This is a genomic window from Desulfuromusa ferrireducens (genome assembly GCF_055389805.1).
The window spans coordinates 161,843-185,872 of sequence record NZ_AP042415.1 but is presented as its reverse complement, the minus strand read 5'-3'; the positions used below and the strand labels follow the sequence as shown (position 1 = coordinate 185,872).

Annotated in this window: 22 protein-coding genes; 7 read left to right on the top strand and 15 right to left on the bottom strand. The window is 52.7% G+C overall.

All coding sequences use genetic code 11. The features are described 5' to 3' along the window. Window position 1: 1 nt before the first annotated feature. The 4 genes from ACZ5PT_RS00865 to ACZ5PT_RS00850 form a co-directional block, all read right to left on the bottom strand. Complete coding sequence (locus ACZ5PT_RS00865; protein ID WP_464264920.1) at window positions 2-1,042, bottom strand: galactose-1-phosphate uridylyltransferase; 1,041 nt, start codon at window positions 1,040-1,042, stop codon at window positions 2-4. 21 nt (window positions 1,043-1,063) lie between these two features. Beyond that, on the bottom strand, window positions 1,064-3,205 hold the full coding sequence (locus tag ACZ5PT_RS00860) for a glycoside hydrolase family 57 protein (protein ID WP_464264919.1): 2,142 nt from the start codon (window positions 3,203-3,205) through the stop codon (window positions 1,064-1,066). Continuing rightward, entirely contained in the window at window positions 3,175-5,694 is a 2,520-nt protein-coding gene (locus ACZ5PT_RS00855) for a sugar phosphate nucleotidyltransferase (protein ID WP_464264918.1), read from the bottom strand. Before ACZ5PT_RS00855 ends, ACZ5PT_RS00860 begins: the two co-directional genes overlap by 31 nt. 111 nt (window positions 5,695-5,805) lie before the next feature. Continuing rightward, window positions 5,806-6,162, bottom strand: coding sequence for a response regulator (locus ACZ5PT_RS00850; RefSeq protein WP_464264917.1), 357 nt, complete (start codon window positions 6,160-6,162; stop codon window positions 5,806-5,808). Window positions 6,163-6,297: 135 nt separating this feature from the next. On the opposite strand from ACZ5PT_RS00850, the gene mnmL reads away from it, so the two are divergent. The 3 genes from mnmL to ACZ5PT_RS00835 all read left to right on the top strand — a co-directional run bounded on the left by mnmL (window position 6,298) and on the right by ACZ5PT_RS00835 (window position 10,115). Then, complete coding sequence (gene mnmL, locus ACZ5PT_RS00845) at window positions 6,298-7,215, top strand: tRNA modification radical SAM protein MnmL/YtqA (protein WP_464264916.1); 918 nt, start codon at window positions 6,298-6,300, stop codon at window positions 7,213-7,215. A gap of 392 nt (window positions 7,216-7,607) precedes the next feature. Then, window positions 7,608-9,653 (top strand): ATP-dependent helicase, encoded by a 2,046-nt coding sequence (locus ACZ5PT_RS00840; protein ID WP_464264915.1) that lies wholly within the window; start codon window positions 7,608-7,610, stop codon window positions 9,651-9,653. Between the two features lie 60 nt (window positions 9,654-9,713). Beyond that, complete coding sequence (locus ACZ5PT_RS00835) at window positions 9,714-10,115, top strand: OsmC family protein (RefSeq protein ID WP_464264914.1); 402 nt, start codon at window positions 9,714-9,716, stop codon at window positions 10,113-10,115. A 10-nt stretch (window positions 10,116-10,125) separates the two neighbouring features. Here the strand turns inward: ACZ5PT_RS00835 and nudC are convergent, their stop codons facing one another. Both nudC and ACZ5PT_RS00825 read right to left on the bottom strand, forming a co-directional pair. After that, window positions 10,126-11,004: an NAD(+) diphosphatase gene (gene nudC / locus ACZ5PT_RS00830; RefSeq protein ID WP_464264913.1), complete on the bottom strand. Its 879-nt coding sequence runs from the start codon at window positions 11,002-11,004 to the stop codon at window positions 10,126-10,128. Continuing rightward, the gene (locus tag ACZ5PT_RS00825; RefSeq protein ID WP_464264912.1) at window positions 10,995-11,531 is read right to left on the bottom strand and encodes an NUDIX hydrolase; all 537 of its coding nucleotides are present in this window, start codon (window positions 11,529-11,531) and stop codon (window positions 10,995-10,997) included. Before ACZ5PT_RS00825 ends, nudC begins: the two co-directional genes overlap by 10 nt. Window positions 11,532-11,778: 247 nt before the next feature. Between ACZ5PT_RS00825 and ACZ5PT_RS00820 the strand changes: the two genes are divergently transcribed. After that, complete coding sequence (locus ACZ5PT_RS00820; protein ID WP_464264911.1) at window positions 11,779-12,159, top strand: response regulator; 381 nt, start codon at window positions 11,779-11,781, stop codon at window positions 12,157-12,159. A 79-nt stretch (window positions 12,160-12,238) separates the two neighbouring features. Here the strand turns inward: ACZ5PT_RS00820 and ACZ5PT_RS00815 are convergent, their stop codons facing one another. Genes ACZ5PT_RS00815 through speE form a run of 3 tightly spaced genes read right to left on the bottom strand, consistent with a single transcriptional unit; the run spans window position 12,239 to window position 15,372 of the window. Next, the gene (locus ACZ5PT_RS00815; RefSeq protein ID WP_464264910.1) at window positions 12,239-12,553 is read right to left on the bottom strand and encodes a cytochrome b5 domain-containing protein; all 315 of its coding nucleotides are present in this window, start codon (window positions 12,551-12,553) and stop codon (window positions 12,239-12,241) included. 16 nt (window positions 12,554-12,569) lie between these two features. After that, a complete protein-coding gene (gene speA / locus ACZ5PT_RS00810) occupies window positions 12,570-14,495 on the bottom strand; it encodes a biosynthetic arginine decarboxylase (protein WP_464264909.1) in 1,926 nt (641 codons plus the stop codon). 28 nt (window positions 14,496-14,523) lie between these two features. Continuing rightward, on the bottom strand, window positions 14,524-15,372 hold the full coding sequence (gene speE, locus ACZ5PT_RS00805; protein WP_464264908.1) for a polyamine aminopropyltransferase: 849 nt from the start codon (window positions 15,370-15,372) through the stop codon (window positions 14,524-14,526). A 245-nt stretch (window positions 15,373-15,617) separates the two neighbouring features. Between speE and proC the strand changes: the two genes are divergently transcribed. The 3 genes from proC (at window position 15,618) to ACZ5PT_RS00790 (ending at window position 17,711) form a co-directional block, all read left to right on the top strand. Beyond that, entirely contained in the window at window positions 15,618-16,430 is an 813-nt protein-coding gene (gene proC, locus ACZ5PT_RS00800; RefSeq protein WP_464264907.1) for a pyrroline-5-carboxylate reductase, read from the top strand. 74 nt (window positions 16,431-16,504) lie between these two features. Next, window positions 16,505-17,134, top strand: coding sequence for a LysE family translocator (locus tag ACZ5PT_RS00795; RefSeq protein ID WP_464264906.1), 630 nt, complete (start codon window positions 16,505-16,507; stop codon window positions 17,132-17,134). Between the two features lie 106 nt (window positions 17,135-17,240). Then, window positions 17,241-17,711 (top strand): RT0821/Lpp0805 family surface protein, encoded by a 471-nt coding sequence (locus tag ACZ5PT_RS00790; protein WP_464264905.1) that lies wholly within the window; start codon window positions 17,241-17,243, stop codon window positions 17,709-17,711. Window positions 17,712-17,950: 239 nt separating this feature from the next. Here the strand turns inward: ACZ5PT_RS00790 and ACZ5PT_RS00785 are convergent, their stop codons facing one another. From ACZ5PT_RS00785 to ACZ5PT_RS00760, 6 genes are all read right to left on the bottom strand, one after another. Continuing rightward, a complete protein-coding gene (locus ACZ5PT_RS00785) occupies window positions 17,951-20,557 on the bottom strand; it encodes a PAS domain S-box protein (protein ID WP_464264904.1) in 2,607 nt (868 codons plus the stop codon). Window positions 20,558-20,751: 194 nt separating this feature from the next. Further along, window positions 20,752-21,069: a c-type cytochrome gene (locus tag ACZ5PT_RS00780; protein WP_464264903.1), complete on the bottom strand. Its 318-nt coding sequence runs from the start codon at window positions 21,067-21,069 to the stop codon at window positions 20,752-20,754. A 32-nt stretch (window positions 21,070-21,101) separates the two neighbouring features. Continuing rightward, window positions 21,102-21,980: a c-type heme family protein gene (locus ACZ5PT_RS00775; RefSeq protein WP_464264902.1), complete on the bottom strand. Its 879-nt coding sequence runs from the start codon at window positions 21,978-21,980 to the stop codon at window positions 21,102-21,104. Between the two features lie 36 nt (window positions 21,981-22,016). After that, on the bottom strand, window positions 22,017-22,586 hold the full coding sequence (locus ACZ5PT_RS00770) for a DUF8082 domain-containing protein (protein ID WP_464264901.1): 570 nt from the start codon (window positions 22,584-22,586) through the stop codon (window positions 22,017-22,019). Then, window positions 22,586-22,954: a response regulator transcription factor gene (locus ACZ5PT_RS00765; protein WP_464264900.1), complete on the bottom strand. Its 369-nt coding sequence runs from the start codon at window positions 22,952-22,954 to the stop codon at window positions 22,586-22,588. The genes ACZ5PT_RS00770 and ACZ5PT_RS00765 overlap by 1 nt, the downstream gene beginning before the upstream one ends. Window positions 22,955-23,214: 260 nt before the next feature. After that, entirely contained in the window at window positions 23,215-24,030 is an 816-nt protein-coding gene (locus ACZ5PT_RS00760; protein WP_464264899.1) for an inositol monophosphatase family protein, read from the bottom strand.

Here is a 24,030-nt window from a genome sequence, read left to right as displayed (position 1 = left end):
CTCAATATATTACCGAAGGATCGGCATTGCGTAAAAACTCAGCCGCTTCTTCTGGAGGTGTAGGATTCATCTGAAAGCCCGTTCCCCACTCAAAACCTGCCACGTTGGTGAGCTTGGGAGCGATCTCGATATGCCAGTGATAGTCCGAGGGCAGGGATGCCCAATAGTCAGGTCGTCCCCAGCGCAAATGCATCGGCGGAGCGCTGTGCAGAATAAAGGAGTAGGGAGGGTCGCGCAAAACCGAACGCAGGCGGCCGAGGGTGTCACGCAGGGTGTCGGCCAGAAGTTGCAGTTGCAGATCGGTCTGCAGGGTGAAATCGTGGCTATGTTCCAGCGGCGCGACCATCAGTTCAAAGGGCAGGCTGGAGGCAAATGGAGCGTAGACGAGGTAGTTGCCATCGTCCCGAACGACGCGCTCTTTGGTGCTTCTCTCCTGGCGCAGCAAGTCACAGACCAGGCAGCGCTCTTTGCGTTGGAAATGTTCCCGACAGGTTGCCAGTTCGGTGGTAATCAACGGCGGGATCAGCGGGACGGCAATTAATTGCGAATGTGAGTGGGGAACGTTTGCCGATGCTTCGACGCCGAAATTCTTGAAGACGAAGATGTAGCGGAAGCGGCTGTCCCGGCGCAGGTCGAGCATGCGGGTGCGAAAGGCTTTAAGAACCTCAACCAGCTCTTCATTGCTTAAATCCGCCATCGACCGATCGTGATCGGGATGTTCGATGATGACTTCGTGGGCACCGATGCCGTTCATGCGGTCGTAGAGACCCTCGGCCTGGTTATCTAGTTCCCCTTCAATGCGCAAGGCGGGGAATTTATTCGGGATCACCCTGACTTGCCAACCGGGTTGGTTGGCTTTGCTGCCGTTAGGGCGGTGTGCATAAATCTCCGGCGGAGTTTTTTCTTCATTGCCATTGCAAAACGGGCAGGCGGACATCTCAACTTTGCTCCGCTGCTGCAGAAAATCCTGTGGCCTGCGGCCGCGTCCTTTGGTGATGATTGTCCAATTGTTTTTCAGTGGGTCCCAGCGTAATTCTGACACTTATTGGGTCCTTTCTAGGTTTCAGACTGACCAGTTGTCTTCGTCAAGCGCGCCGCCTCGATAGCAGAAACTGGCGCTACCTTCGGTCGGCCAGCGGCCATTCTCTCGTTCCTCCTGCAGGGCGTGGCAGCTCAGGCTGAGGATTTCGCCAGGCTGCAGTTGTAGTGCCTCCAGCGGCACGGCAATTTCCAGCACCTGACCACTAGCGGCCGTCCCGATCGCAATCTGCTGGCCATCTGCGGAGACTGTCAGCGACAGGTCTTGAAGCTTTAAGCAGAGATGAAAAAGCTTCTGCCCTGAGATGCGCAGTTCGAAGCACCCCTTTGGTCCGCACAGATGCTGCAGGAGTTCTGCTTGATCGAGACGGAAATAGAGCTGGTGCTGATCGTAGCCGTAGAGAATTTCCTGCAGGCTTTCGCGGCTGGCATACATGGCTCCGCCGGCCGAAAGATCGATTCGTCCGGCTGCCAGCCACTGAAAGTAATCACCGATCCGGCCATCAATCTGTGGGGTAAAGCAGGCACTCGGTTCGGTTCCCTCGACGGTGGTGGTTGGCGGTTTAATCCATTGGTGCAGGCGGGCCGGAACCGTCAGCCCTTTAAGGTGGTAGAGCGACTCGAGGTGCAGGCGGAACAGCCGGTCGAAAATATCGGCCTGAGCGGTGACATGTTCATCACCAAACCACCAGAACCAGTCACTGCCCTCGGCCCGTAGCAATTCACGGACCAGTTCCGACAGGGGCTGATCAGGGTGTTGCAGGGCTTGCTCGATTTCGTCGCCGATGATTTCAGCGCGGGTCTTTTGCAGCAGCTCCCAGGCCAGGTTTTCTTCGGGATGGCCGATCCAGGTGGTGAAGTCGGACCTGATCCAGGATCCGGCAGCCAGGCGGGGCAATGGTTGTAGTTCGCTTGCGGCAATGGCGGTTTGGATCGTCGTCATCTCCAGGAGCGGATCATCCTGCAGGCAGCGGTAGAAATCGCGCAGGAACGGGTAACCATTATCGGCATAGCGTTCCCAGCAATTTTCTCCATCGAGAATAATGGCGACAGTTCCTCCGGGGTTTTTTCGCGCGATCTTGTGCAGTCGCGTTTGTAAATCACTGACTGCCTCGGTAGCGTCCCAGCCGGCATAGAGAAAGCCGATCCGGTCGGAGAGTTCCCGGTCGCGGAACAGTAACGGCAACTGATTGTAATGGTAGATTTTGTAGAGTTTGCGGCGATCTTTGAGGCCACCATCAAGGCTGCGGGCTAAAATATCCTCGTCGGTGGCGCCCCAGAGTGCGCCTTCTTCGCGTAGCAGATCGGCGGCAACTTCGCTGACGGACCCTTCGGCGGGCCACATGCCGCGTGGGCGTTTGCCGAGTATCCGGTTGGCGGTCTGCAGACCTTCCCGAACCTGCAGCCGGGCATCTTCGGGATGGCGAAAGTCGGCTGCCGGCAGTGGCAGCCCCGGCGTTGGATTCTGAGCCATGCGTAGATCACAAAGCAGCGGTAGGATTGGATGGGCGTAAGGGGTGACCGAAATCTCGATCTTTCCCTGTTCCTCCAAGGTGCGGTGCAACTCGATGACCCGTCCGACTTCTGCGTGACAGCAGTCAAGCAGTTGCTGTTTCTGCTCCTCGCTGAAGTTTTCTCCCTGCTGCAGCAAGGAGCTGACAATTGTTGCTTTACGTCGCAGATGGGATCCGGTCCAGGCGAGTAGAAACCAGACCTGAAGATCGCGCAGATCCTGGTCACTGAACTCGCTTGAGTCGGGGGACGAGCTACTGCCGCGCAGCTTGTAGAGCTGATGATAGCGGCGGTTGGGCAATATCTGTGTTTCTTCACTGACAGAGAAAAACTGCTCGACAATAAACTGCCGCTCGTTTTCGGCCAGCGAAGCGGGGTCCTGCGCCGCCAGTTCCAGCCAGCGGTCACGGTCGCTCCCATTGGTGTAGCGCTCCAGCTGCTCGAGCAGGGTCGGAACCAAGTTAACGGTGACGCGGGCATCGGTTTCGGCGATGGTTTCAAGCATCTCGCCGTAGTCTTTGACCCCGTGTAGCCAGGTCCATGGCAGCAGTGTCTGGCCGCTGACCGGGTCACGGTAGTCGGGTTGGTGCATGTGCCAGAGAATGCAGACCTTCAGTGGTTGTTTCATGCCGGATTGTTCAACAGGATCAGCCATTGATCAACCTTCTCGCGATATTCCTGCAGCAACGCCTCGACCTTCTCTTCTCTACTGGCCTCGGCCAGAATATACACCAGTGGTCGATATGGATCGGGAACGACCAGCACCCAATCGTCGCCGAAATGCACTTTAACGCCATCGACAAAGGTTGTCTGCAGGTCGATGGTCGCCTCATTCATCAGGCGCATGATGCCGCCTTTGCACTCCCAGCCGCAGGGAAGCTGGATTTTTCGGTAGGGGCGTTGCGGGATCTGTTTGTGCAAACCGGCCAATGTTTCATTCGAACGGCCTAGCAGCTCAAGGGTTTTTGCAATGGCAAACAGGGCATCAAAGTGGGGCTGGAAGGCGGTATAGGCGATCCTGCCAACCATGTCGCCAGCGAGATGGACATTTTTATCCGTGGCGGCGACTCCGAGGGAGCGACCGTCTCCTTTGCAGCGGATGACCTGGATGCGTTTTTCCCGGGTGATCTCCTCAATGGTGTGCGGTGCGGAGATTGGCACTGCAATCGCCCCATCATGTTGGGTTTTTGTGACCAGTGCGGTGAGCAGAGTCAGGGTCTCTATTTCCGAGAGGATGGTTCCGTCACTGTCGATGTAGATCGCCCGTTCGCCGGAAGGTCCGAGCCAGAAACCAGCGGTGGCATCCAGGGCGGTGACGATCTGCCCCATTCGTTGAAGGGGGTCTGTCTGGTCTTCAATCAATGAAGGCATGCGGTTTTCATCGATATGCGAATTCAGTTCAATGACTTCGCAGCCGAGTTCGTTCAGCAAGGCCGGTAACAGTTCAGCTGCCGGTGAATGGTTGAGATCGATGACGACGCGTGGTTTGGTTTTAGCGAAGATGTCGCGGTCGAGGGCGCGCAAAAAACCATCGCGATAGTAATTGTAGATGTGTGGTAATTCGGCAATCGTCCCCGGCTCACTGAAGTGAACCCGACGGAAGTTTTCCTTGTAATATATCCGTTCAATCGACTTTGCTGCAGCGGAAGACAGCTCTCGTCCCTGCTCATCAAAAAAAACGATCTCGGTCGCTGCCGAGTCGCGCGGTGACTGGCGGAAGTGGACTCCTCCGACTTCACCGAAGGTGGTCAGTTTATAGCGCAGCACCGGGAGCGGCAGCCGTTTTACATCGCGAACGTTAATGCCCGCCGAGAGCAGCCCACCAACAAAGGCCCGCTTGAGCATTCGCGATGAACGGATCGAATCGCGACCAGTCAGGACAAAGCAATCCTTCGGCAGGGTTGAGCCGTAGGCAGCACCGAGTTTTGCCGCGAATTCGGGAGTTAACTCAATGTTTGTCAGGCCCTTGACCAAGGCGCCCTCAAAGAGACTTTTACGCCAGGTTTCACCCCAAATCAGATTGCTGTTGACGATCGAACAGTTTTCGATGATTTTGCTCGGCCAGATTTTGACGTCCTGGTTGATCGTTGCTTCGCTGCCAATTTTCGTATTATCGCCGATGACAACTCCGGGTTTTATTGTGGCATCAACACCGATACGGACATTCTGCCCCAGGACTGCACCAGAGATGCGCGCGTTAGCCTTGACATAAACATTATTCCAGAGAACCGTATTTTCCAGCTCCGCTCCGTCTTCGATGACACAGTTACGGCCGACGATGCAATTTTTAAGTTTCGGTATCCCGACCAGACGGGTGTTGTCCCCGAGTACAACCATTCCTTGCATATTTGGCAGCGCGTCTTGATTGATGCTTGCTTCGGCGCCGAGAAAGAGCCCTTTGCAGGTGTTTGAAGCAGTTTCCTCGATATTAACGTCGACCTTTTTGGCGAGGATGTCGCTGCAGGTTTCATGGTAGGCGTCAGTGTTGCCGATATCCTGCCAATAACCTTTTAAGGTACAGCCGAAAAGACGATCTTGTTGCTTTAACATCAAGGGGAAGACGTCTTGCGACCAGTCGCGGTTTTCCCCTTCGGGGATCAGATCGAGAACTTCCGGTTCAAGGATGTAGATGCCGGTGTTGATGGTGTCGGAGAAGACTTCACCCCAGTCCGGCTTTTCCAGAAATTTGGTGATTTCCCCTTTTTTATTGGTGATGACCACGCCGAATTGTAGTGGGTCGGCAACCGGAGTCAGGGTCAGGGTTGCCTGGGCCTGCTTGTCCTCGTGGAACTTGATGGCGTTACTCAGATCGAAATCGGTCAGCAGGTCGCCACTGATAATCATGAAACGCTCGTCGAGGTGTTTGGCGGCGGCTTTGACTGCGCCCGCAGTACCGAGATCCTCAAGGGGGGTGACATAGGTGATGTTGACACCGTATTCACTGCCGTCACCGAAGAACTTTTTGATTGTTTCCGGCTGAAAATAGAGCAACATGACCAGTTCGGTGATGCCGTGCTTTTTCAGCAGATCGACTATGTGTAGCATGATCGGCCGGTTGCACAGCGGGACCATTGGTTTTGGAAGGTTGATTGAGAGAGGGTGCAGGCGGGTGCCAAAGCCACCGGCCATAATGACTGCTTTCATTTGCGCTCCTAGTTCACGATGAGAACGATGTCGGTCAAAAAGTAAGTAACAACAGCTTTTAATCCTGTTAGCTCATTGTCAGGTGGAGGTGTAGATAGCGTTTAAATCGTATTAGCTATTGTTGAGCAAGCGGGCAATCTCAGCTTTTAGCTCGTCAAGGTTCGAGCTTTTTACAATGTAGGCATCTGCCAGCCAGGATGAAAAGTCATCCTTATAACAATTGTAGGCACTGCAGAGGATTACCGGGAGGGAGCTGCGCTCTTTGACGATCGTCTGCAGCATATCGAGACCGCTCTCCTGCTTGATCTGGATATCAAGCACGACCAGGTCTATCTGCTCATTTTCTAACACTGCCGCGGCGGCGGCACAGCTCTCAGCGGTGCTGACTTCGTAGCCTTCATCTGTTAATTCCGCGGCGTACAGCAACCGTAAACCGGGTTCGTCATCCACAACCAGAATTTTAGCCACTGGAGGGACCTCCTTTCAAATGGAAACAAAATATTAATGGGAATCGAATTATAGCATCAAAGCCCGATAAGGCAATGAAATGAATCGCTCAGAAGGGGCTTGCTCTGAACCTCGCAAACTGGCATCATCGCCGGCATGCGCAGGAAAGCTTTTAGTCTCTATTCGACCTACCTGAAACAACACTTCGGCGGACGAGTAAATAAAATTTCTATCGATGCCGGGTTCGGTTGCCCCAACCGTCAAGGCGGTCGGGATGCCCACGGTTGCCTGTTCTGTGAACCCGGCGGTTCCGGAGCTGTCGGTCTCAAGCGGAACACATCGATCGCCGAGCAGTTGGCTCACTCCATGGAAATCATGCGGCGGAAGTACCGGGCCAAGTATTTTATTGCCTACTTTCAGCCCTTTTCCAATACCTTTGCCCCGGTTGATCATTTGCGTGACTGTTACGATCAGGCCCTTGCCGTTGACGATGTCGTTGGTCTGGCTGTCGGTACCCGGCCCGATTGTCTGCCGCCGGAGACCCTTGATCTGCTGGCCGAGTACGAACAAAAGACCTATTTCTGGCTGGAATTAGGGCTGCAGACGATTCACGATCAAAGTCTGAATTACCTTCAGCGTGGTCACGATTATCAGTGTTTTCTCGACGCCTACCGGCAAGCGAAAGAGCGCGGCATCAAGGTTTGTGTCCACCTGATTCTCGGCCTGCCTGGCGAATCGCGCGACGATATTCTGGCGACCGCCGATGAAATGGCGCGCCTTAAGGTCGATGGTGTCAAGTTGCACCTGTTGCACGTGCTGGAGGGGACGCCGCTCGGTGAACTATACAAGCAGGGGCAGGTACCGATCTTTGAAATGCAGGAATATGTGGAGTTGGTGGTTGATGTGATTGAGCGCTTGCCGCCGGAGACATTGATTCAACGGCTGACAGGAGACGGTCCACGGCATATTCTGCTGGCCCCGCTCTGGTCGATGAATAAATGGGAAGTGTTAAACGCCATCGACGATGAACTGTTGCGACGCGGGTCGGTACAGGGAGATAAATACGCAGGGTAACTGTTTAACGGATGATAGAGGCTCGGCGTACGCCCCGTCAGTCGAGGATTTTACCGTGTTTGCGGCGGGTTTTTAGTTTGGCGTCGAGCTGTCGATAACGACTTGCCCGGTTTCCTGAATGGGGGTTGCTCCACCCCAGGAGACCAGCAGCAAGGAAGCCCAAGCCAAGCTTATAAATATAATAGCGATTCGAAACATGGCGCGTAATCTAGCAGACCGAATCGACAGAATCAAGGGCTGAATTCGCACATTAAAATGTATCATGAATCGCAGCTTGCTGCCCCCCCTCAAGGCGTGATATTGTCCCAGTTCTGCGCGCAACTACGAATCGCCGAAGCGATATTTTAGAGCGATTATTTCTAAAGCATGACCCTTGTGAGTAGCTATTTCCCATGTTTGATTTAAGCAGCCTCAATCCACAACAGCGTGAAGCTGTCTCCCACACCGAAGGTCCCCTGTTGCTGCTCGCCGGCGCCGGTTCGGGGAAAACCCGCGTAATCACCTGTCGGATCGTTTATCTGTTGCAGCAGTGCGCAGTGCCAGCGAAAAATATTCTGGCGGTGACCTTTACCAACAAGGCGGCCCGCGAGATGCGCGAGCGGGTTGAAGAGATGGTCGGCCGCAAGGCGGCCAAGGGGATGGTGATTGCCACCTTTCATTCCCTCTGTGTGCGTATCCTCAAAGCCAATATCGAACGCCTTGGGTATAAAAAGAATTTTTCCATCTATTCGGCCTCGGACCAGCAACAACTGGTGCGCCGTTTGTTGCGCGATGAGATCGCCGATTCCACCGGCAAGGATGCCGAGAAGGTGCTCTGGCAGATCTCCGCGGCCAAAAACCGTCTGGTCGGTCCGAGTGAATTCACTTCAAGCAGTCGGGATCCGATCTCCTGCATGACGGCAATCATTTATCCGCGCTATCAGAAAGAACTTAAAGCCTACAACGCTGTCGATTTTGATGATCTTTTGGTGTTGGCCGTTCAAATACTGGAAAAAAATCCCGATCTGCTCGAGCATTATCAGCAATTTTATCGCTACCAGATGGTCGATGAATATCAGGATACCAACCCGGTGCAGTATCGTCTGCTGCGCTTGCTGGCCGGTGGCCATGGCAACCTCTGTGTGGTCGGTGACGATGATCAGTCTATTTATGGTTTTCGCGGTGCCGATGTCGAGACGATTCTCAATTTCGAGCGGGATTTTCCCGGCACCCGTTTGATTAAGTTGGAACAGAACTACCGTTCGACCGGCAATATCCTGGCGGCAGCCAACGCGGTTATCAAGAATAACAATAAGCGCAAGGAAAAGGCCCTCTGGACGGCCGATAGCAGCGGCCCCTTGATCGATTACTTGATCTGTGTTGATGATGAGGATGAGGCCTGCCAGGTGATCGAGCGCCTGCATGTCGAACGGGGCCGGGACCAGCAACTCGAGTATGCTGATTTTGCCATCCTCTATCGCACCAATAGTCAGTCGCGCTCGTTCGAGGAGCAGTTGCGTTACCAGGATATTCCCTACGTGTTGATCGGTGGTCAACAGTTTTTCGACCGCAAGGAAGTCAAGGACGTCATTGCCTATCTCAAGGTGCTGCTCAATCCCTTCGACGAGGTTAACCTGCTGCGGATTCTCAACTACCCCAAGCGCAATATCGGCGCCAGCAGTGCCGACAAGTTAATCCGTTACTCGGCAGAAAACGAAGAACCGCTCTGGACAGTTCTCCAGCAGTCGGAGCGGGTTGCGGATTTGAATCAGCGCACTCACGAAGCGATTGCGGGATTTGTGGCCTTGCTGGAATCCTACCGCAAGCGCTTTCAGTCGCCGTTGCGGATGCAGGAAACATTGCGTGAGATGCTGACGGAGTTAAAACTGGCAGAAGAGATTTACCGCCAGGAAAATGACCCGCAAAAAGCGCGGCGCAGAATTGAAAATCAAGAGGAAGTCCTTAACGCTATGGACTCCTATCTGGCGCGGGAGCCTGAGCCATCTTTGGCCGGCTATCTTGATAAGGTTTCGCTGTTTGATGACGATGGGCCGAAGCAAAACGACAAGGAAAAAAAGCTGCAGCAGAATGCTGTCACTATGATGAGTCTGCATTCGAGCAAAGGACTCGAGTTTCCGGTGGTTTTTCTGGTCGGTATGGAGGAGGGTGTCCTGCCGCATAAAAAGTCGATCTACGAAACTTTCGACATCGATGAAGAGCGCCGCCTTTGCTATGTCGGCATTACCCGTGCCAAGCGACAACTGGTCCTACTCGGGGCACAGCGCCGCCGCAAGTATGGACAATTGGAGCAGCGTGATCCGAGCCGTTTTCTGATCGAAATCCCTGCGGAACTGCTGGTTCGCAGAGATATCAACAAGCCGAGTGTCGGCACTCCGGAACAGCAGGAAAAAAGTGCCAGCAGTTTTTTCAGCGGCATCGGTGACTTGCTGGGTGATTAGCCTGGAATTATACAGGACATCCGCTGGATCGTTCCGATAACAAAAAATCGAGGGATTTTTATGTCTATGCAGATCAGCTTCCCCGGTGGCCTTTCTGTGGCTGCCCAGGTTGATTCATTTGAAATGCTCACTGATCAACCGCTCGCCTCCGGTGGCGACAATAGCGCACCGTCCCCTTATGATCTGTTTCTGGGTTCGATCGGCACCTGCGCCGGCTTTTTTGCCTTGCGTTTTTGCCAGCAACGGGAGTTGTCAACCGACGGCCTCGGCTTGACGCTTGACATTGAACGTGACCCAGAAAGTCGGACATTGCTAAAGGTGCTGATCGAGATTCAACTCCCCAAAGGGTTTCCGGAGAAATATCGCAAAGCGATTGTCAAAGCGACCGATCAATGTTCAGTCAAGCAGGCGATTCTCGCCCAGCCGGAATTCGAAGTGACAACGGTGTCGGGGCTTGAGTGAAAAGCCTTTTTCAGGCTTGTCGATAATCTCCGGCCCGGTCGATCAAATAACGGGCGATACTGCGTTGAGGAGGGATGGTCGGTAATTGATCAATCTTATACCAGGCCGCCGCCTCCAGCTCATCTTCCTGCAGGACAATTTCACCACTGACGTAGTCGGCGACGAAGCCGGTCATTAACTGGCTGGGGAAAGGCCAGCACTGACTGCCGAGATAACGAATATTGTCGATCGCAATTCCGGTCTCTTCAGCGACCTCTCTGGCCATCGCTTCCTCGAGAGATTCACCGAACTCGACAAACCCCGCAACCAGCCCGTAGCGCCCCTCAGCCCATTCCGCTTTGCGGACCAACAGAATTTCATCCCCTTTTACGACCAAACCGATAACGCAGGGGTGGAGGCGGGGGAAATGGTGACTGCTGCAGGGCTTGCATTCTTTGCCCCATTCCTTTCTCAGGCGGGTCAATTGTTCTCCGCAGTGACCACAGAATTTACTGCTGCTTTCCCAGTGATGAATCATCAGCCCGACCCCGGCAAGAGACAGCATTGAGAGCGGAATCTGCGGTTCACTGGCAAGCAAAGAGTGAGAAGTATAATCTTCAGTAAATTGCTCACGATCTTTTAGTATAAGCGATCGACAGGGTCGGCCTTGCCAATTGCCAATATAGAGTGGTGAGCAGTCATTGGTTGTAAATGGAAGTTCTCCGGTTGGCAGTTCTGGACCATTGTCCTCTTTTACGGTCAGTAGTTTTTTGTCATGAAATAAAAGCCAGACCCCAAGTCCACCAGGGTCTTGATCGGGAGTAGAAATTTGAAAACACTTCTCAAGGCTTTGCCGGTTAAAGGGCAGTGCCGAGGTCGATGGGTAGAAGTCTAGTCGGCCTATTTGCATTGTAACTCCTGTTGTAATAACGCATAGCGGAGCAAAGCAATTTGGGTTTTGGCGTCGATTATTTTCCCCGCAGGGATCAGCGTTAGCGCCTCATCCAGTTCCATGATGAGCGGCTCGATGAATTCATCCGGCTCGAGAGCGGTGGTTGTTGCGGTGAGATCAGAGGCAATGAACAGGTGGATCTGCTCAGTGCAAAATCCGATGGTGCTGTAGACTGCCCCGAGCGGTTCAATTTTAGCTGCGCAATAGCCGATCTCTTCTTGCAATTCACGGCCAATGCAGTCTCTGCCATCTTCGCCCGCTTCGAGCCTTCCCGCGGGGATTTCGATGATGAAGTCCTGAGCGGCAGGTCGGAATTGGCGAATCAAAATAATGCGCCCATCAGCGAGGACCGGCAGTGCTGCAGCACCGCCCGGATGCTGGATAATTTCAAAGAGTACCTCTCGTTGATCTGGCATTTGGTGGGTTTCGCGCGCCAGGTCGAGAATGCGCCCCCGGTAAAGAATTTCTTCCTTAAGTTTAGACACAAGCAAATCCTTTCATTTAGATCGCGAGTGTAGATGAAATGGAGTTAACAGACAATCCTCTAGAGATGAGATTCTTGAACTGCATAAACTGCCACAACAAAGACTTGCGCGCGGAGGAGGAATCATTGTTATTATTACTGCTGCGGAAATGGACGTAAATATGTGTAGAGTTCCATGAGGAATCTGTTATAATTTCGAAGTTTTAAATCCTCTTTCTCGTTTGCATAACCAAAGGATTGTTGCGACAATGGCGACTGAGTTAAAAGGTGGGGGGAGAATCCTCTACGTTGACGATGAGGAAGGCTTGGCCCTGCTCGGGGAAGAATTTCTCGGTGATTTTGGTTATCAGGTGACCAGTGCCTTTGGTGCAGATCAGGCTCTGGCCGAGTTCCAACAGGCTGATCCGCCTTTTGATCTGATCGTGACCGATGAAACGATGCCCGGCATGAGCGGTATCGAGTTGGCGCAGAAAATCTTCACGATCTCACCAGCGATTCCGGTGATCCTCTGTTCGGGCCATTTATTGACGATGGAAGAGCCTGGGATGGAGCAGACCAACATTGTCGCGGTGCTAATAAAAACCGATGTCTGTCTGAAATTGCCCGATCTGCTGGAGCAGTATCTCTGATTTTTATCGATTGGCTCGCAAAGACGAAAGCCGCTTCCTATCTGGCGGCGGCTTTTTTACGTCTGGTTTACCTCAGTTGTTAGATGAACAGCGCAACCAAAACCAGAATGACGACCACCGCACAGATAATCAGTGGCACTGGCAGGCGCTTTTGCGGTGTTGCTACGACCGGGGCTGTCAATTTACCGACCACCGGAAAACGTTCGACGACGGAGCGTACGTGCGGAGCTGATTTCAATGCTTCAGTCAGGTCTTGCCCCGCTTGGTGCATGCCGACATGATTCCCTTGTTGCCACTGTTGGCTGCTGCTGACGTCGTAAATAACATCACCGACGGCGACATACGCCGGTTGGTCATTTTGACCGTTAAAAGTTGCAAGTTCTTCGATTGTCATCTGTACCCCCTTGCTGTCATTGCTCCATAGAGCGATTGAAGTAGGTCGAACCGTGTAAACGGTCAGAGAATTCAGTTAAAATTTGCTGGCGTTCTGCCAATTGGATCTTTCCCTGCCGTACCGCCTGTTCGGCTTTACGCCGGAGTCCTTCAAATAACGCCTTTGGGTCGTATTCGACAAAGCTGAGTACTTCGCCGATGCTGTCGGCGGAAAGTTCGCTGGTGACATCGAAACTGCCATCAGCATTTATCCTGATACTCAGAACATTGGTATCGCCGAACAGATTATGCAGGTCGCCCAGGGTTTCCTGGTAGGCCCCCATCAGGAACACGCCGAGGATATAATCCTCGCCATCGTTGAGCGGGTGCAGTGGCAGGGTGTTTTGTTCCCCAGCACCAAGAATAAAGTTATCCAGTTTACCATCGCAATCACAGGTCAGGTCCGAGATGATCGCATCGCGGCATGGCGTCTCGTCAAGGCGATGGATCGGCAGCACCGGATAGGTTTGGCCGATCGCCCAGGTATCAGGCAGGGATTGAAAGACGCTGAAATTGCCATAGTAGATATCGGCCAGTTGTCGCTGCAGGTCGCTTAATTCCATCGGGATCGATGCCAACTTATCCAGTTGCCCCGCGACCTGTCGAGCAATACTGAGAAACAGATTTTCCGCCAGAGAGCGATGTCGCAATGAGATACCGCCGTTGCGGAACCGTTCGCGGATCAGATCCCGGTTTTGCAGCGACTCTTGATATCGGGCCACCAGGTTATTGTCTGCTGTCAGGGAATGCAGTTCGAACTGCCGGGTTACCAGCGCGGGAACGTCCTCCGGACAATTGTCCGGCAGCGACAACGGTTCAAAGCGCAGCACATCGAGGATGTTAAACAGCAGCATGGTGGTGTGGGCAACGGTCGCCCGTCCCGATTCAGTCACTAAGGTTGGATGAGGAACATGGGTGTTATCGAGTGTTTGCGCGACGGTTTCAACCAGTGCCTGGCAGTAGTCGGCCATGTCGTAATTGCGTGAATGGCAGTGTTTGCTCTGGTTGCCGATGTAGTCGACCGCCAGGCCGCCGCCCAGGTCTAGGTATTGCAGCGGAACACCTTCGCTGACCAGGTCGGCGTAGAAGCGGCTGGCTTCACGGACGCCAGTGCGAATCTCTTCTATGTCCGGAATTTGTGAACCGAGATGACAATGGAGCAATTGCAGGCAGTCGAGCATGTTCGCATCACGCAGCTGATCGACCACCGCGACCAGTTGCGCCGTGCTCAGGCCGAAGCTGCTGCGGTCACCGCTGGTTTCAGTCCAGAGCCCGCCGACCTTGGCAGAGACTTTGATGCGGACGCCGATGCGTGGCTGGATGCCGAGCTGCTGACTTCTCTGTAGAATTAATGGCAGTTCGGATGGCGATTCAATGACGAAAATACAGTGGATACCGAGCTTGCTGGCCCACAGGCCAAGGTCGATAAATTCATGGTCCTTATAACCGTTGCAGATCAACAAACCGCCGTCATTGAGGTTCGCCATGGCGAGCAGTAGTTCCGGCTTACTGCCGGCTTCGAGGCCATGTCCGTAACGCTTGCCAAAACGACTGATCTCTTCAATCACCTGGCACTGTTGGTTGACCTTGACCGGAAAGACCCCCTGGTAGCGGCCCTGGTAACCGGCGGCGGCAATGGCGCTGGCAAAGCTGTCGTTAAGGAGACTGATCCGCGCATCAAGCAGATTTTCAAAGCGTAGCAGCAGCGGGTTGGCGTGTCCGCGTGCGGTCGCACCGGCGACGATGTCGGTTAACGGAATCGCCACCTCACCAGAGGCAAAGTTTGCCTTTACCGTGACTTTTCCGTCGGCGGAAAGATCGAAGTTACCGCCCCCCCATTGGCGGATGCCGTAAAGGTCTGCGGAGTCTTCGACGGTCCAATCTGCTTTGCTGCGTGGATTCATCCTGGTGTTTCTCCTTTTATTGCCGGGATTATTTTATGGCAATATTTTCTCTGGCAAAGGTTGGCAGCATGAACGCACCCAGATGCAGGTCTTCGTTGTAGTATTTGGTGTAGAAGCCACGGTTTGCCGCACGCTTACGGTCAAAGTCCTTGACCGGATGGTGCTTTTTACTGGCGAAGGCGAAGCTCCAGAAACCGCTCGGATAGGTCGGGATAAAGGCCTGATACATTTCGACGATCGGGTAGACGGCACGCAGATTCTGATACATGTTCTGCTGGATTTCGGCATGATAGAAGGGCGACTCACTTTGCGCCACCATGATGCCATCATCTTTTAAGGCACCGAATACCAACCGGTAGAAATCCTCTTCGAACAGACCAACCGCCGGACCGATCGGGTCGGTTGAGTCAACCAGAATGACATCAAATTCATTTTGGTGCTCACGGATATAGGCCAGACCGTCATCGACATGGAGTTTGACCCGTGGGTTCTTGCCGTCGATTTCACAAGCCATGCTCGGCAGCAGTTCGATCGATTTTTCGATGACCAGACCGTCGATTTCGCAGAGGGTCGCTTCTTCGACTTGCGGGTGCTTCATGATTTCCCGAATACTGCCACCGTCACCGCCGCCGATAACCAACACCTTCTTCGGGCACGGGTGGGTAAACAGCGCCGGATGGACAATCATGTCGTGGTAGATGAATTCGTCCCGCTCGGTGACCATCACCAGTCCATCAAGCAGCATCATCCGGCCATATTCCAGAGTGTCAACAATGTCAAGTTGTTGGAACTCGCTCTTGCCGGAGAAGAGGGTGCCGGTAGTTTTCATGGTGATGCCGACATTTTCACTATGTTTTTCAGTGTACCAGAGGTCCATATTGTCAATCCTTAGCAAACGCGATGCGGTTGTTGGATCTGCAGCGAGAGACCTTTTTCGTTGTCAGATCCGCGTCTGTATGCAGCTATTGTTGATTAGCTGTTAACTATACTTGGTTGTCAGTGTAGTCAAGTGTTTATCTTAGCAGCGGCTGCGTTTATTGCTTCTGAGGGTGTTTTTTTTTCGTTGCTGTGATAAACAAATCGGATCGTTTGAAATTTTCCAATCGTGAAAGGATGCAGCAGATGACCAATGTTCAGAAAATCGGTTTTATCGGTGGCGGTAATATGGCGGAAGCTCTGATCAAGGGCCTGCTGGCTGGTGGTTTTGCCACTGAGCGGATCATGGCCTCCGAGCCGAGTGAACTGCGCCGGGAACATTTAGAGGAAGTTTACGGCATCGAGTTGACCACTGATAACTCACAATTGATGAATAAGTGCGAGATCGTGGTGCTGTCGATCAAACCGCAAATCGCCGATGAAGTGCTGGCGGAAATTTCCGCAGCCTATAGTGAAGAGAAGCTGTTGGTCTCGATTTTGGCCGGTGTTTCCAGTGCCGGTATCGAGAAGCATTTTCCCGGTTCTCCACGGGTGGTGCGGGTGATGCCGAATACGCCGGCCTTGGTCAGTGAGGGAGCCAGCGCCATCTGTCGCGGTCATCACTCCAGCAAGGACGACCTCAATCTGGTGAAGCAGTTGTTCGAGTCGGTCGGCACAGTGCAGATCATCGATGAGCGGCAGATGGATGCCGCCACTGGTCTTTCCGGTTCCGGACCGGCCTATATTTACACGGTCATCGAAGCGCTGGCCGACGGTGGCGTTCGCGAAGGATTGCGCCGCGATGTTGCCCATGCCCTGGCCGTACAGACCGTTGTTGGTGCCGCGTTGATGGTGCGCGAAACTGGAGAACACCCGGCGATTTTACGTGACCGGGTCTGTTCTCCTGGTGGTACTGCGATCACCGGTGTCAGTACTTTGGAGAAAAAGGGACTGCGGACCACGTTGATGGAGGCGGTTTCTGCTGCTGCTGCACGTTCGCGAGAACTGGGCGGCAACTGATTTTTATCCCAAAATCTAAAAACTCGCCCGTTTCGGAACTGTTCCGACGGGCGGTTTTTTTTCTGGAGTTTACCTTGTTGACGCAACTGCTGATTTTTATTATCCCAGTCACCCTGCTGACCATCACCCCTGGTGTCGATACCTTGTTGGTGATCCGTAACACCAATCGTGGTGGTTGGCGCGATGGTGTCGTGAGCAGCCTGGGGATCTGCAGTGGTCTGTTTGTGCACGCCCTGGTTTCGGCGGTGGGGATTTCGCTGATCCTGTTGCAATCCGCTTTGGCTTTTAATTTGTTGAAATTTGTCGGTGCCGGCTACCTGGTCTGGCTTGGTGTTATGAGTCTTCGTTCGGTTGTGAGGCATCAGGAATCCCTAAAAGTAGCAAAAGCCCGTGCTGAAAATTTTCAGCTGCGCCGTTCGTTGCTCGAGGGGCTGTTGTCTAATGTTCTGAATCCCAAGACCATCATCTTCTACATGGCTTTCTTGCCGCAATTTATCGACCCGGCCGGTTCCGCGCTGCAGCAGTCGTTATTGCTGGCAGCGGTTCATTTTGTCATCGCCATGCTTTATCAGTGTTTGCTGGCACTGTTGGTTGAACGAGCCGGCAACTGGTTGGCGAATGTCCGTGTGCGGCGCTGTCTCGATGGCTTGACGGGGACGATCATGCTCCTGTTCGGTTTGAAACTGGCGCTGGAGTCACGTTAAGCGCTTCTCCCATAAATTGTTTTTAAATCAGGTAGAATAATATCAGTAGCTCAGCCGAGGCCGTGCATCTATGAATGATCGGCGGCCATCCCAAAGGAGAAGGCAAATGAGAAATATCCTGATATTGCTGATGGTTTTATCGTTTCTGCTGGTTGGTTGCACTCAATATATGGGCCAGAAGGAAGGGGCCGGAACCTTGCTTGGTGCAACGGCCGGAGCGGTGCTTGGCTCCAATGTCGGCAAAGGGAAGGGGAATGTTGTTGCGATTGCCATCGGGACCTTGGCAGGTGCATTTTTCGGTCAGGAAATCGGTCGTTCATTGGACCGCGCCGATCGGTTAGCCATGGGACAGAATGCTCAGTATTCTCTGGAATACACCCGCAGCAATGAGACGACCCAATGGAATAATCCCGATTCCGGTAACAGCGGTTCGATGACGCCGACCCGGACTTATCAGCAAACGGCCGGGCAATATTGTCGTGAATATCAGCAGACGGTGATGATCGGTGGTCAGGAGCAGATGGCCTACGGGACCGCCTGTCGACAACCCGATGGCAGCTGGCTGATTAACAACTGATCGTTTCAATCTCCTGTTTTGAGCAGGGCGGCGTTGTCCGCCCTGTTTACCCTGCCCTGCACTGGCGGTTGCAGCTCCTATGCTTTGGCAAGACACCTATATGCCCTCCTAGCATATACGGCTCATTTTCATTGCCTTTGCACTATATGTCGGGTTTGGATCGTTTGCCTGCGGCCTCGATGTCCGGTTTTGCTGCTCTTTTGTTACTGAAACGACCGCACCTCGCTAGAAAGTAATCGTCAATTTGCGTTGAAAATTTCCCTTATCGCTATGGCCAGTTGATTCTTTTCCAGCGGTTTACTGAGTAATCGTTTCGCTCCATATTGCTTGAAATTGTCCTTGTTGATCAGTTCGCTGAACCCGGTACAAATGATCACCGGTAGGTCTGGACGGATGCGTAACAGCTCTTTGGTTAAATCGGTTCCGGTCATATAGGGCATGGTTTGGTCAGTGACCACCAGGTCGAATCCCTGCGGATCTGCCGCGAATATTTCCAAGGCTTTACGGCTGTCGATTGCGACCTTGATTTTGTAGCCGAGGGCGCTGAGTAAATCGCGCCCGAGTGCTGCTAGCATCGGTTCGTCATCAACCATCAAAATGCGTTCTTCTCCCGATGTGCCGCTAAGGTTAGATTTATGGGGGGCTTCAGTTGCTTCCAGGGCTTTGGGGAGGTAGATACTGAAGCAACTTCCTTTGTCAGCTTCTGTCTCGACTAAAATGATCCCCTGGTGATCCTGGATGATTCCGTGGACCACAGATAACCCCATACCGGTTCCATTTTCCGTTATTTTGGTGGTAAAGAAGGGGTCAAAAATGCGTAACAGAATATCCTCGTTAATGCCGGTTCCCGTGTCGCGGATCTGCAGCAAGACGTATTCGCCGACCGACAGTTCGGCATGCTCGGCTGCCAGGTGGGCGTCGATCATGATATCGCTATAGGTAACTGTCAGAGTTCCACCCTTCTGCCGCATGGCGTGATAAGCGTTGGTGCAGAGATTCATCAACACCTGATGCATTTGCGTTGGATCAGCCATCACTTTGCAGTCGTCTGCGGCGATCTTCTCCACAATTTCTATTGTTTTTGGCAGTGTGGAACGCAGCAGCTTGACGCTTTCTTTGATGATCGGTTGCAGTGAGATGACCTGCTTTTTTTGACTTGATTCTCGACTGAAGGTCAGAATCTGGCTGACCAGTTCCTTGGCCCTGCTCGCTGCTTGCTCTATGGTCTGCAAATGTTTGAAGGCTTTTGAATCTACTTCGACTTGTCGTGTTGCCAGCTGGGTGTAGCCAAAAATAATACTGAGAATATTATTGAAATCGTGGGCGATGCCGCCCGCCAAAGTGCCGATCGCTTCCATCTTTTGTGTTTGGACCAGTCGGTCCTCAAGCTCTTTGAGCTCAGAGATGTCAATCGACACACCCAGTCTGCCGTAGAGATTTCCCTGCTCGTCGAACAGCGGATAGAGGGTGAACCATGCCGGGAAAATTTCTCCAGATTTACGGATTAAGTTGACCCGACCTGAAAATGTGATTTCATTTGAGCGCATGTGGGTTTGCAGATCGGCGATGTTAGCACCCGGTGCGTGTAAAATACTGACCGGTTGGCCGATGGCTTCTTCTTTTTTATAGCCGAAGATTCGCTCTGCCCCAGGACTGAACTCGAGAATCGCTGAGTCTTCGGTTGTTTCGGCAATGATAAAAGAAACATTCTGCGCCGCCTGAAAAATATCACGGATTCGTTGTGCGGTTGCCATGATTTGTTTTTCGCTCTTTTTTTCGTCTGTCCGGTCGTAGAATAGGATCTCTTCAGTCAGTTTCCCGTCGACCATGATGATCCGCTTTTTAACTGCGACGGATAACAAGTCGCCAGAGGGGCCGGTTAACTCGATTTCTTTGCCGGAAATGGTGGTTTTAAGGTCCGCTATATTTGGCAGTATTGCTTGCTCGGCACCAATGAGTTCAGCGCGCGATCTGCCGATTAATTCACTCAGCTTCTGGTTAGACTCAATAATGGTTCCCTGCGCCTGATCTACAATTGCAATGCCGTATTCCGCCCCGTTAAACAGGTCATGATAACGCGCTTCGGAATTTGCCGCTTTCGCGCGGGATTCCTCCAGCTTGAAGAACTGCTTGCGAATGACATTCATTGCCCAGAAGAGCAGTCCAAGCCCCAATACCCAGAGGAGTAGCAGGGTTGTTATGAGGCTGGTCCGGACGCGGTGGTAGGTTGCGAGATAAGGACTAATCGGCACAGTAAAGCTGAGCCCGCCGCGAATATCCCCCACTTTATAGCCCTGCGAAAGGTGGCATCTGAGGCAATTTTCCTCGGTGACCATTGGGTAGATCGCTCTTAAAAATGGCTCGCCATCGATATCGACTATTTCTATGACCTTTTCTTTTTGTCCAGAGTCAAACAGTTTTAAATTCCTGCTTTCCCATGAATCGGCGCGATTCTCCGATCGCAAGGGCATAAGACTGGTGATGTGCCCCTGGACGCCAAAATTTTCCTGCGCAAGTTCATAAACCTGACGGGTCATGTAGGCTGGATTGAGTAGCGTAAGTTGTCTCCCCGAAGGGGTGCGGATGTCACGCTCTTCGATGTCGCTCAGGAAGGGGTTGGGTTGGGTCTCCTTGGTTACCGGGACATATGTTCCGCCATGCTGCGAGGACCAGCGCCGATAAGTAATGTCCTTGTTATAGCTGGTATCAGCAAGAATTTCGGCGTGCTGGGAAATCCGCGCTTTGTATTCCCTTAAGCCAACCAGCAACAGGACAATAATCATACCTGTCCACAAGCTCGTCAGCAGGATCCATGGCGCAAAAGTCATCAACCGCTTATCCGGCATGCAGGTATCCTTACTCAGGGGGTGGGGTAGTATAAATTCTTACCCACAGTCGTAAGCTTGTCAAATCCCAGTATTCATTTAGATTTTGCTTGCTGCGATTTTCTGCCTTAAGGATATCGCTGGCGAGGAGTTGAAACTGAAAAGGGTTGCCGATAATCGGCAACCCTTGGTGATGGCGGAGGTGTTGCTGCGTGTTAACCGCAGGTTTCAATCGCATCAGCGTCAGCAGCGAAGTCTTGTAGAAATCTCAGCAGATTGTCACGGTCTTTGTTGCTCATGTCATTGATGATGTCCAGGTCGGCTTCATGTTTGTTTTTATCCATGAAGCGTTCCCATTGCGACATGGTTTTATTTGATGGCGCAACTCGTCCACCGTGTGCTCCGCTGATGTGACAGGAGCGACAGAGTTTATTATAGGTTTTCTTGCCTTTGCGGCTATTGGCCGCAAAAGCGGTACCACAAAGGCTGATAACCAGGGAAGCAACGAGCAGCAGGGTCAGCATCTTTTTCATATGAGAGTCCTTTTGCGCAACAACGCAGTGGTTTATTTTCTGAGAATATCCATCGCTTTTTCCAGCGAAACCTTCATGCGGTTGAACGCGTCGGCCAGCAGCTTGATCTCATCGTTGGTGTCGACGTCAAACGAACGGTCCATTTTGCCGCGGCTGATGTCTCCAGCAACATCAACGATATTCTCAATCGGTTTGATCACGCTGCGGGTAATGGTGTAGTCGATAATTGCCAGGGCAAAAAAGAACAACAGGCTGACGACCGCGGCCAGAGCCCCTAGTTTCTGCATGGTCAGATTTTTTGCATTTTCGGTCGGGACGTAGACGATCCGGGTGCCAACGATATCCCCTTCTTCATAGCCGTATCCGGAGGTGCTGCCGTATTCGGCGACCTGTTTTTCGTGTGCTTCTTCCGGTGTGTCGTGGCACCAGATACAACTGCCGCGCGCTTCAATCGGTGTTGCGGTTGCGTAGAAGCTTTTTCCTGCGCGCGTGGTAAAACCATCCCAGCGCTCAAAGTCACCATTGTCAAACCCTCCGATCAGTTTTTGTTCAAATGGGTCCGCAAGGTTACTGGGATTGAGAGGGTTATGGGAGGCGACCCGGTAGATGTATTCCGGGAACTTTTCCTGCAATAAGAGTGCTGTTTTTGCCATCATCACAGACCCGACCGTGGCTTCCGGAAAGTAGAATTCATCAGCCATTTCTTGCAGTCTGGGGCGGACAAATTTGGCCATATATGCCTGGTTGGCCGTCATTGTCGAAATAAAAAGTTCGGTCTTTTCGGCCGCTTCTCTTCTGGTGTCCTTTTCCAATAACAGGTAGCCGATACCGATGACACCGACCAGTGAGGTGATGTAGCCGATGGCCATAATGACAAGAATTCTTTTGCGGATACTCATATTTTTCAGCATGTAGCAGGCTCCTGTATGGATTGCTTGGGAGAGTGGTTAACGCGTGTAACTTTCAATGAACCTACTGCGGTCTTCATCCGTAACTTCTTTAGCTAAAGCCTGAACAAAGACGTTGAAGCTGGATTCAGGCATCGGATCGCCGAGTGTGTGGCTTATTGCTGCTGCGGCTCGTTCAGCGAGAATCGTTCCCAGGGGACCGACAAGGTCGATAAATCCTTCGACAACAGCGGTAACTTTTTCTGCCGCGAGGGTTGGGCCCTCCTGGACGACAGGCGGCGCTGCTTGCTCCAGCGGTGGTGCCTGCACGACAGGCTGCTGAACGACTGTGGCCGGTTCCTGACTGACCGCCGCCAGCAGGCTCTGGTGCAGCGGAAAGTCGACCCTTTTGCGGACCGGATAGCCAGCGATAAAATTTGCCCACTCCACAACTTTGCCAGTTAACGACTTGAGAATCAGTTCCGGTGCCAGGCGACCGTGCGATATGTGCACTGCCTGCCCATTATCAACCAAAATTTTACACAGATGGACGTCACCAGTAAATTTGATGACCAGTTGACCTTGGTGCCCCGTTACTAGATGCTCGCGAAAAGCTTCCATCAGGGTCATTATGCACCTCCCAGCTGTTTTTTGATCTCCAATAGCAATTCCATCGGTTCATAGGGCTTGGTGATGTAGGCATCGGCGCCCTGTTTTTTCCCCCAGAACTTATCGCTTGCCTCTGATTTTGAGGTCAGCAGGATGATTGGCGTTGCGCTTAAGTTCGGATCGGTTTTGAGGGAGCGACAGACTTGAAAGCCATTTTTCTCCGGCATGATGACATCGAGAATGATGAGATCAAAACCTCCCTGCCGGGCAGTCTGCTCAGCGGCCTTACCGTCACGGGTGGTGACTATCTCGTGTTGTGTGGCGCTGAGAATTTCTTGAAGGAAGGCCAGTTCCGTTTCGCTATCTTCGGCAATGAGAATTTTAGCCATGGCTTGCTCCTTTAAATGTCCAGGACAACGCGCGTGTTTAACTTTTTTAGCACGAATTATGCCCAAAACCTTTGCTTAGTTAATACCCCTTAAGAATGTGGTAATGGCCTGAGTATAATGATTTTTGACATTTTTTCAACCAGCTATATGAACGAATTCTAAAATAAATGACGCGAAATGACGCAATAATAAGATTTTCGCCAAGAGATTATCAGCTGCTGGAAACGTTGCTTTTTGCTGCGGGTGCAGGGGAAGGAGATTCAGGTTGTCGCGGATTGAGTTGTTGCAGAATAATGCGTGGCCACCAGCGGTAATAATTCGCTGTGGACCTCGGGAATACCGCAGATCAGCAAGCGATCACGATAGGGTGAAAATTCACTGCCATACTGGTTGCTCATCAGGCAGCCGGTTTCGTGCATAAACAACAGTGCTGCCGCAACATCGTAGGGTTGCAGATCGCTTTCCCAAAATCCTTGCAGAAAGCCGCTGGCCACATAACTGAGATCAAGGGCGGCGGAGCCGAAGCGGCGGATGCCACGGCTGGCGTAGAGAACCTGCTGAGCACAGGAAAAAAAACTGTCGGCCAGGTCCTTGGAGCGATAGGGGAAGCCGGTGCCGATCAAGGCTTGTTGCAGCGGCATGTTGGTGACGACCGGGCAAGGTTGGCCGTTGCGTTGCAAGCCATGCCCGCGGCGGGCGCTGTAGCATTCATCCGATGCCGGGCGCAGTACGACGCCCAGTTCGCTGCGGCCGTCTACTTCGAGTGCAACCGAGATGCAAAACTGCTCCAGACCGCTCAAAAAGTTGGTCGTGCCATCAAGCGGGTCGATGACCCAGCGCAGATTTTCATTGCCACTGGTGCCGGTCTCTTCACCCAAAAAGCCGGCTTCCGGAAGCAGCTTGCGCAGGCCATCGATCAACAGCTGTTCGGAATGCAGATCGACCTCAGAGACAAATTCACGGGCAAATTTTTCCTCTCCGCCACCGGGAGGCAGCGCCCGAAAGCGCCCTCGTTGGTATTGCGCGGTTTGCCGGACCAAGGTAATGACGTGGGAGAGCAGTTGCTGGTCGATCAT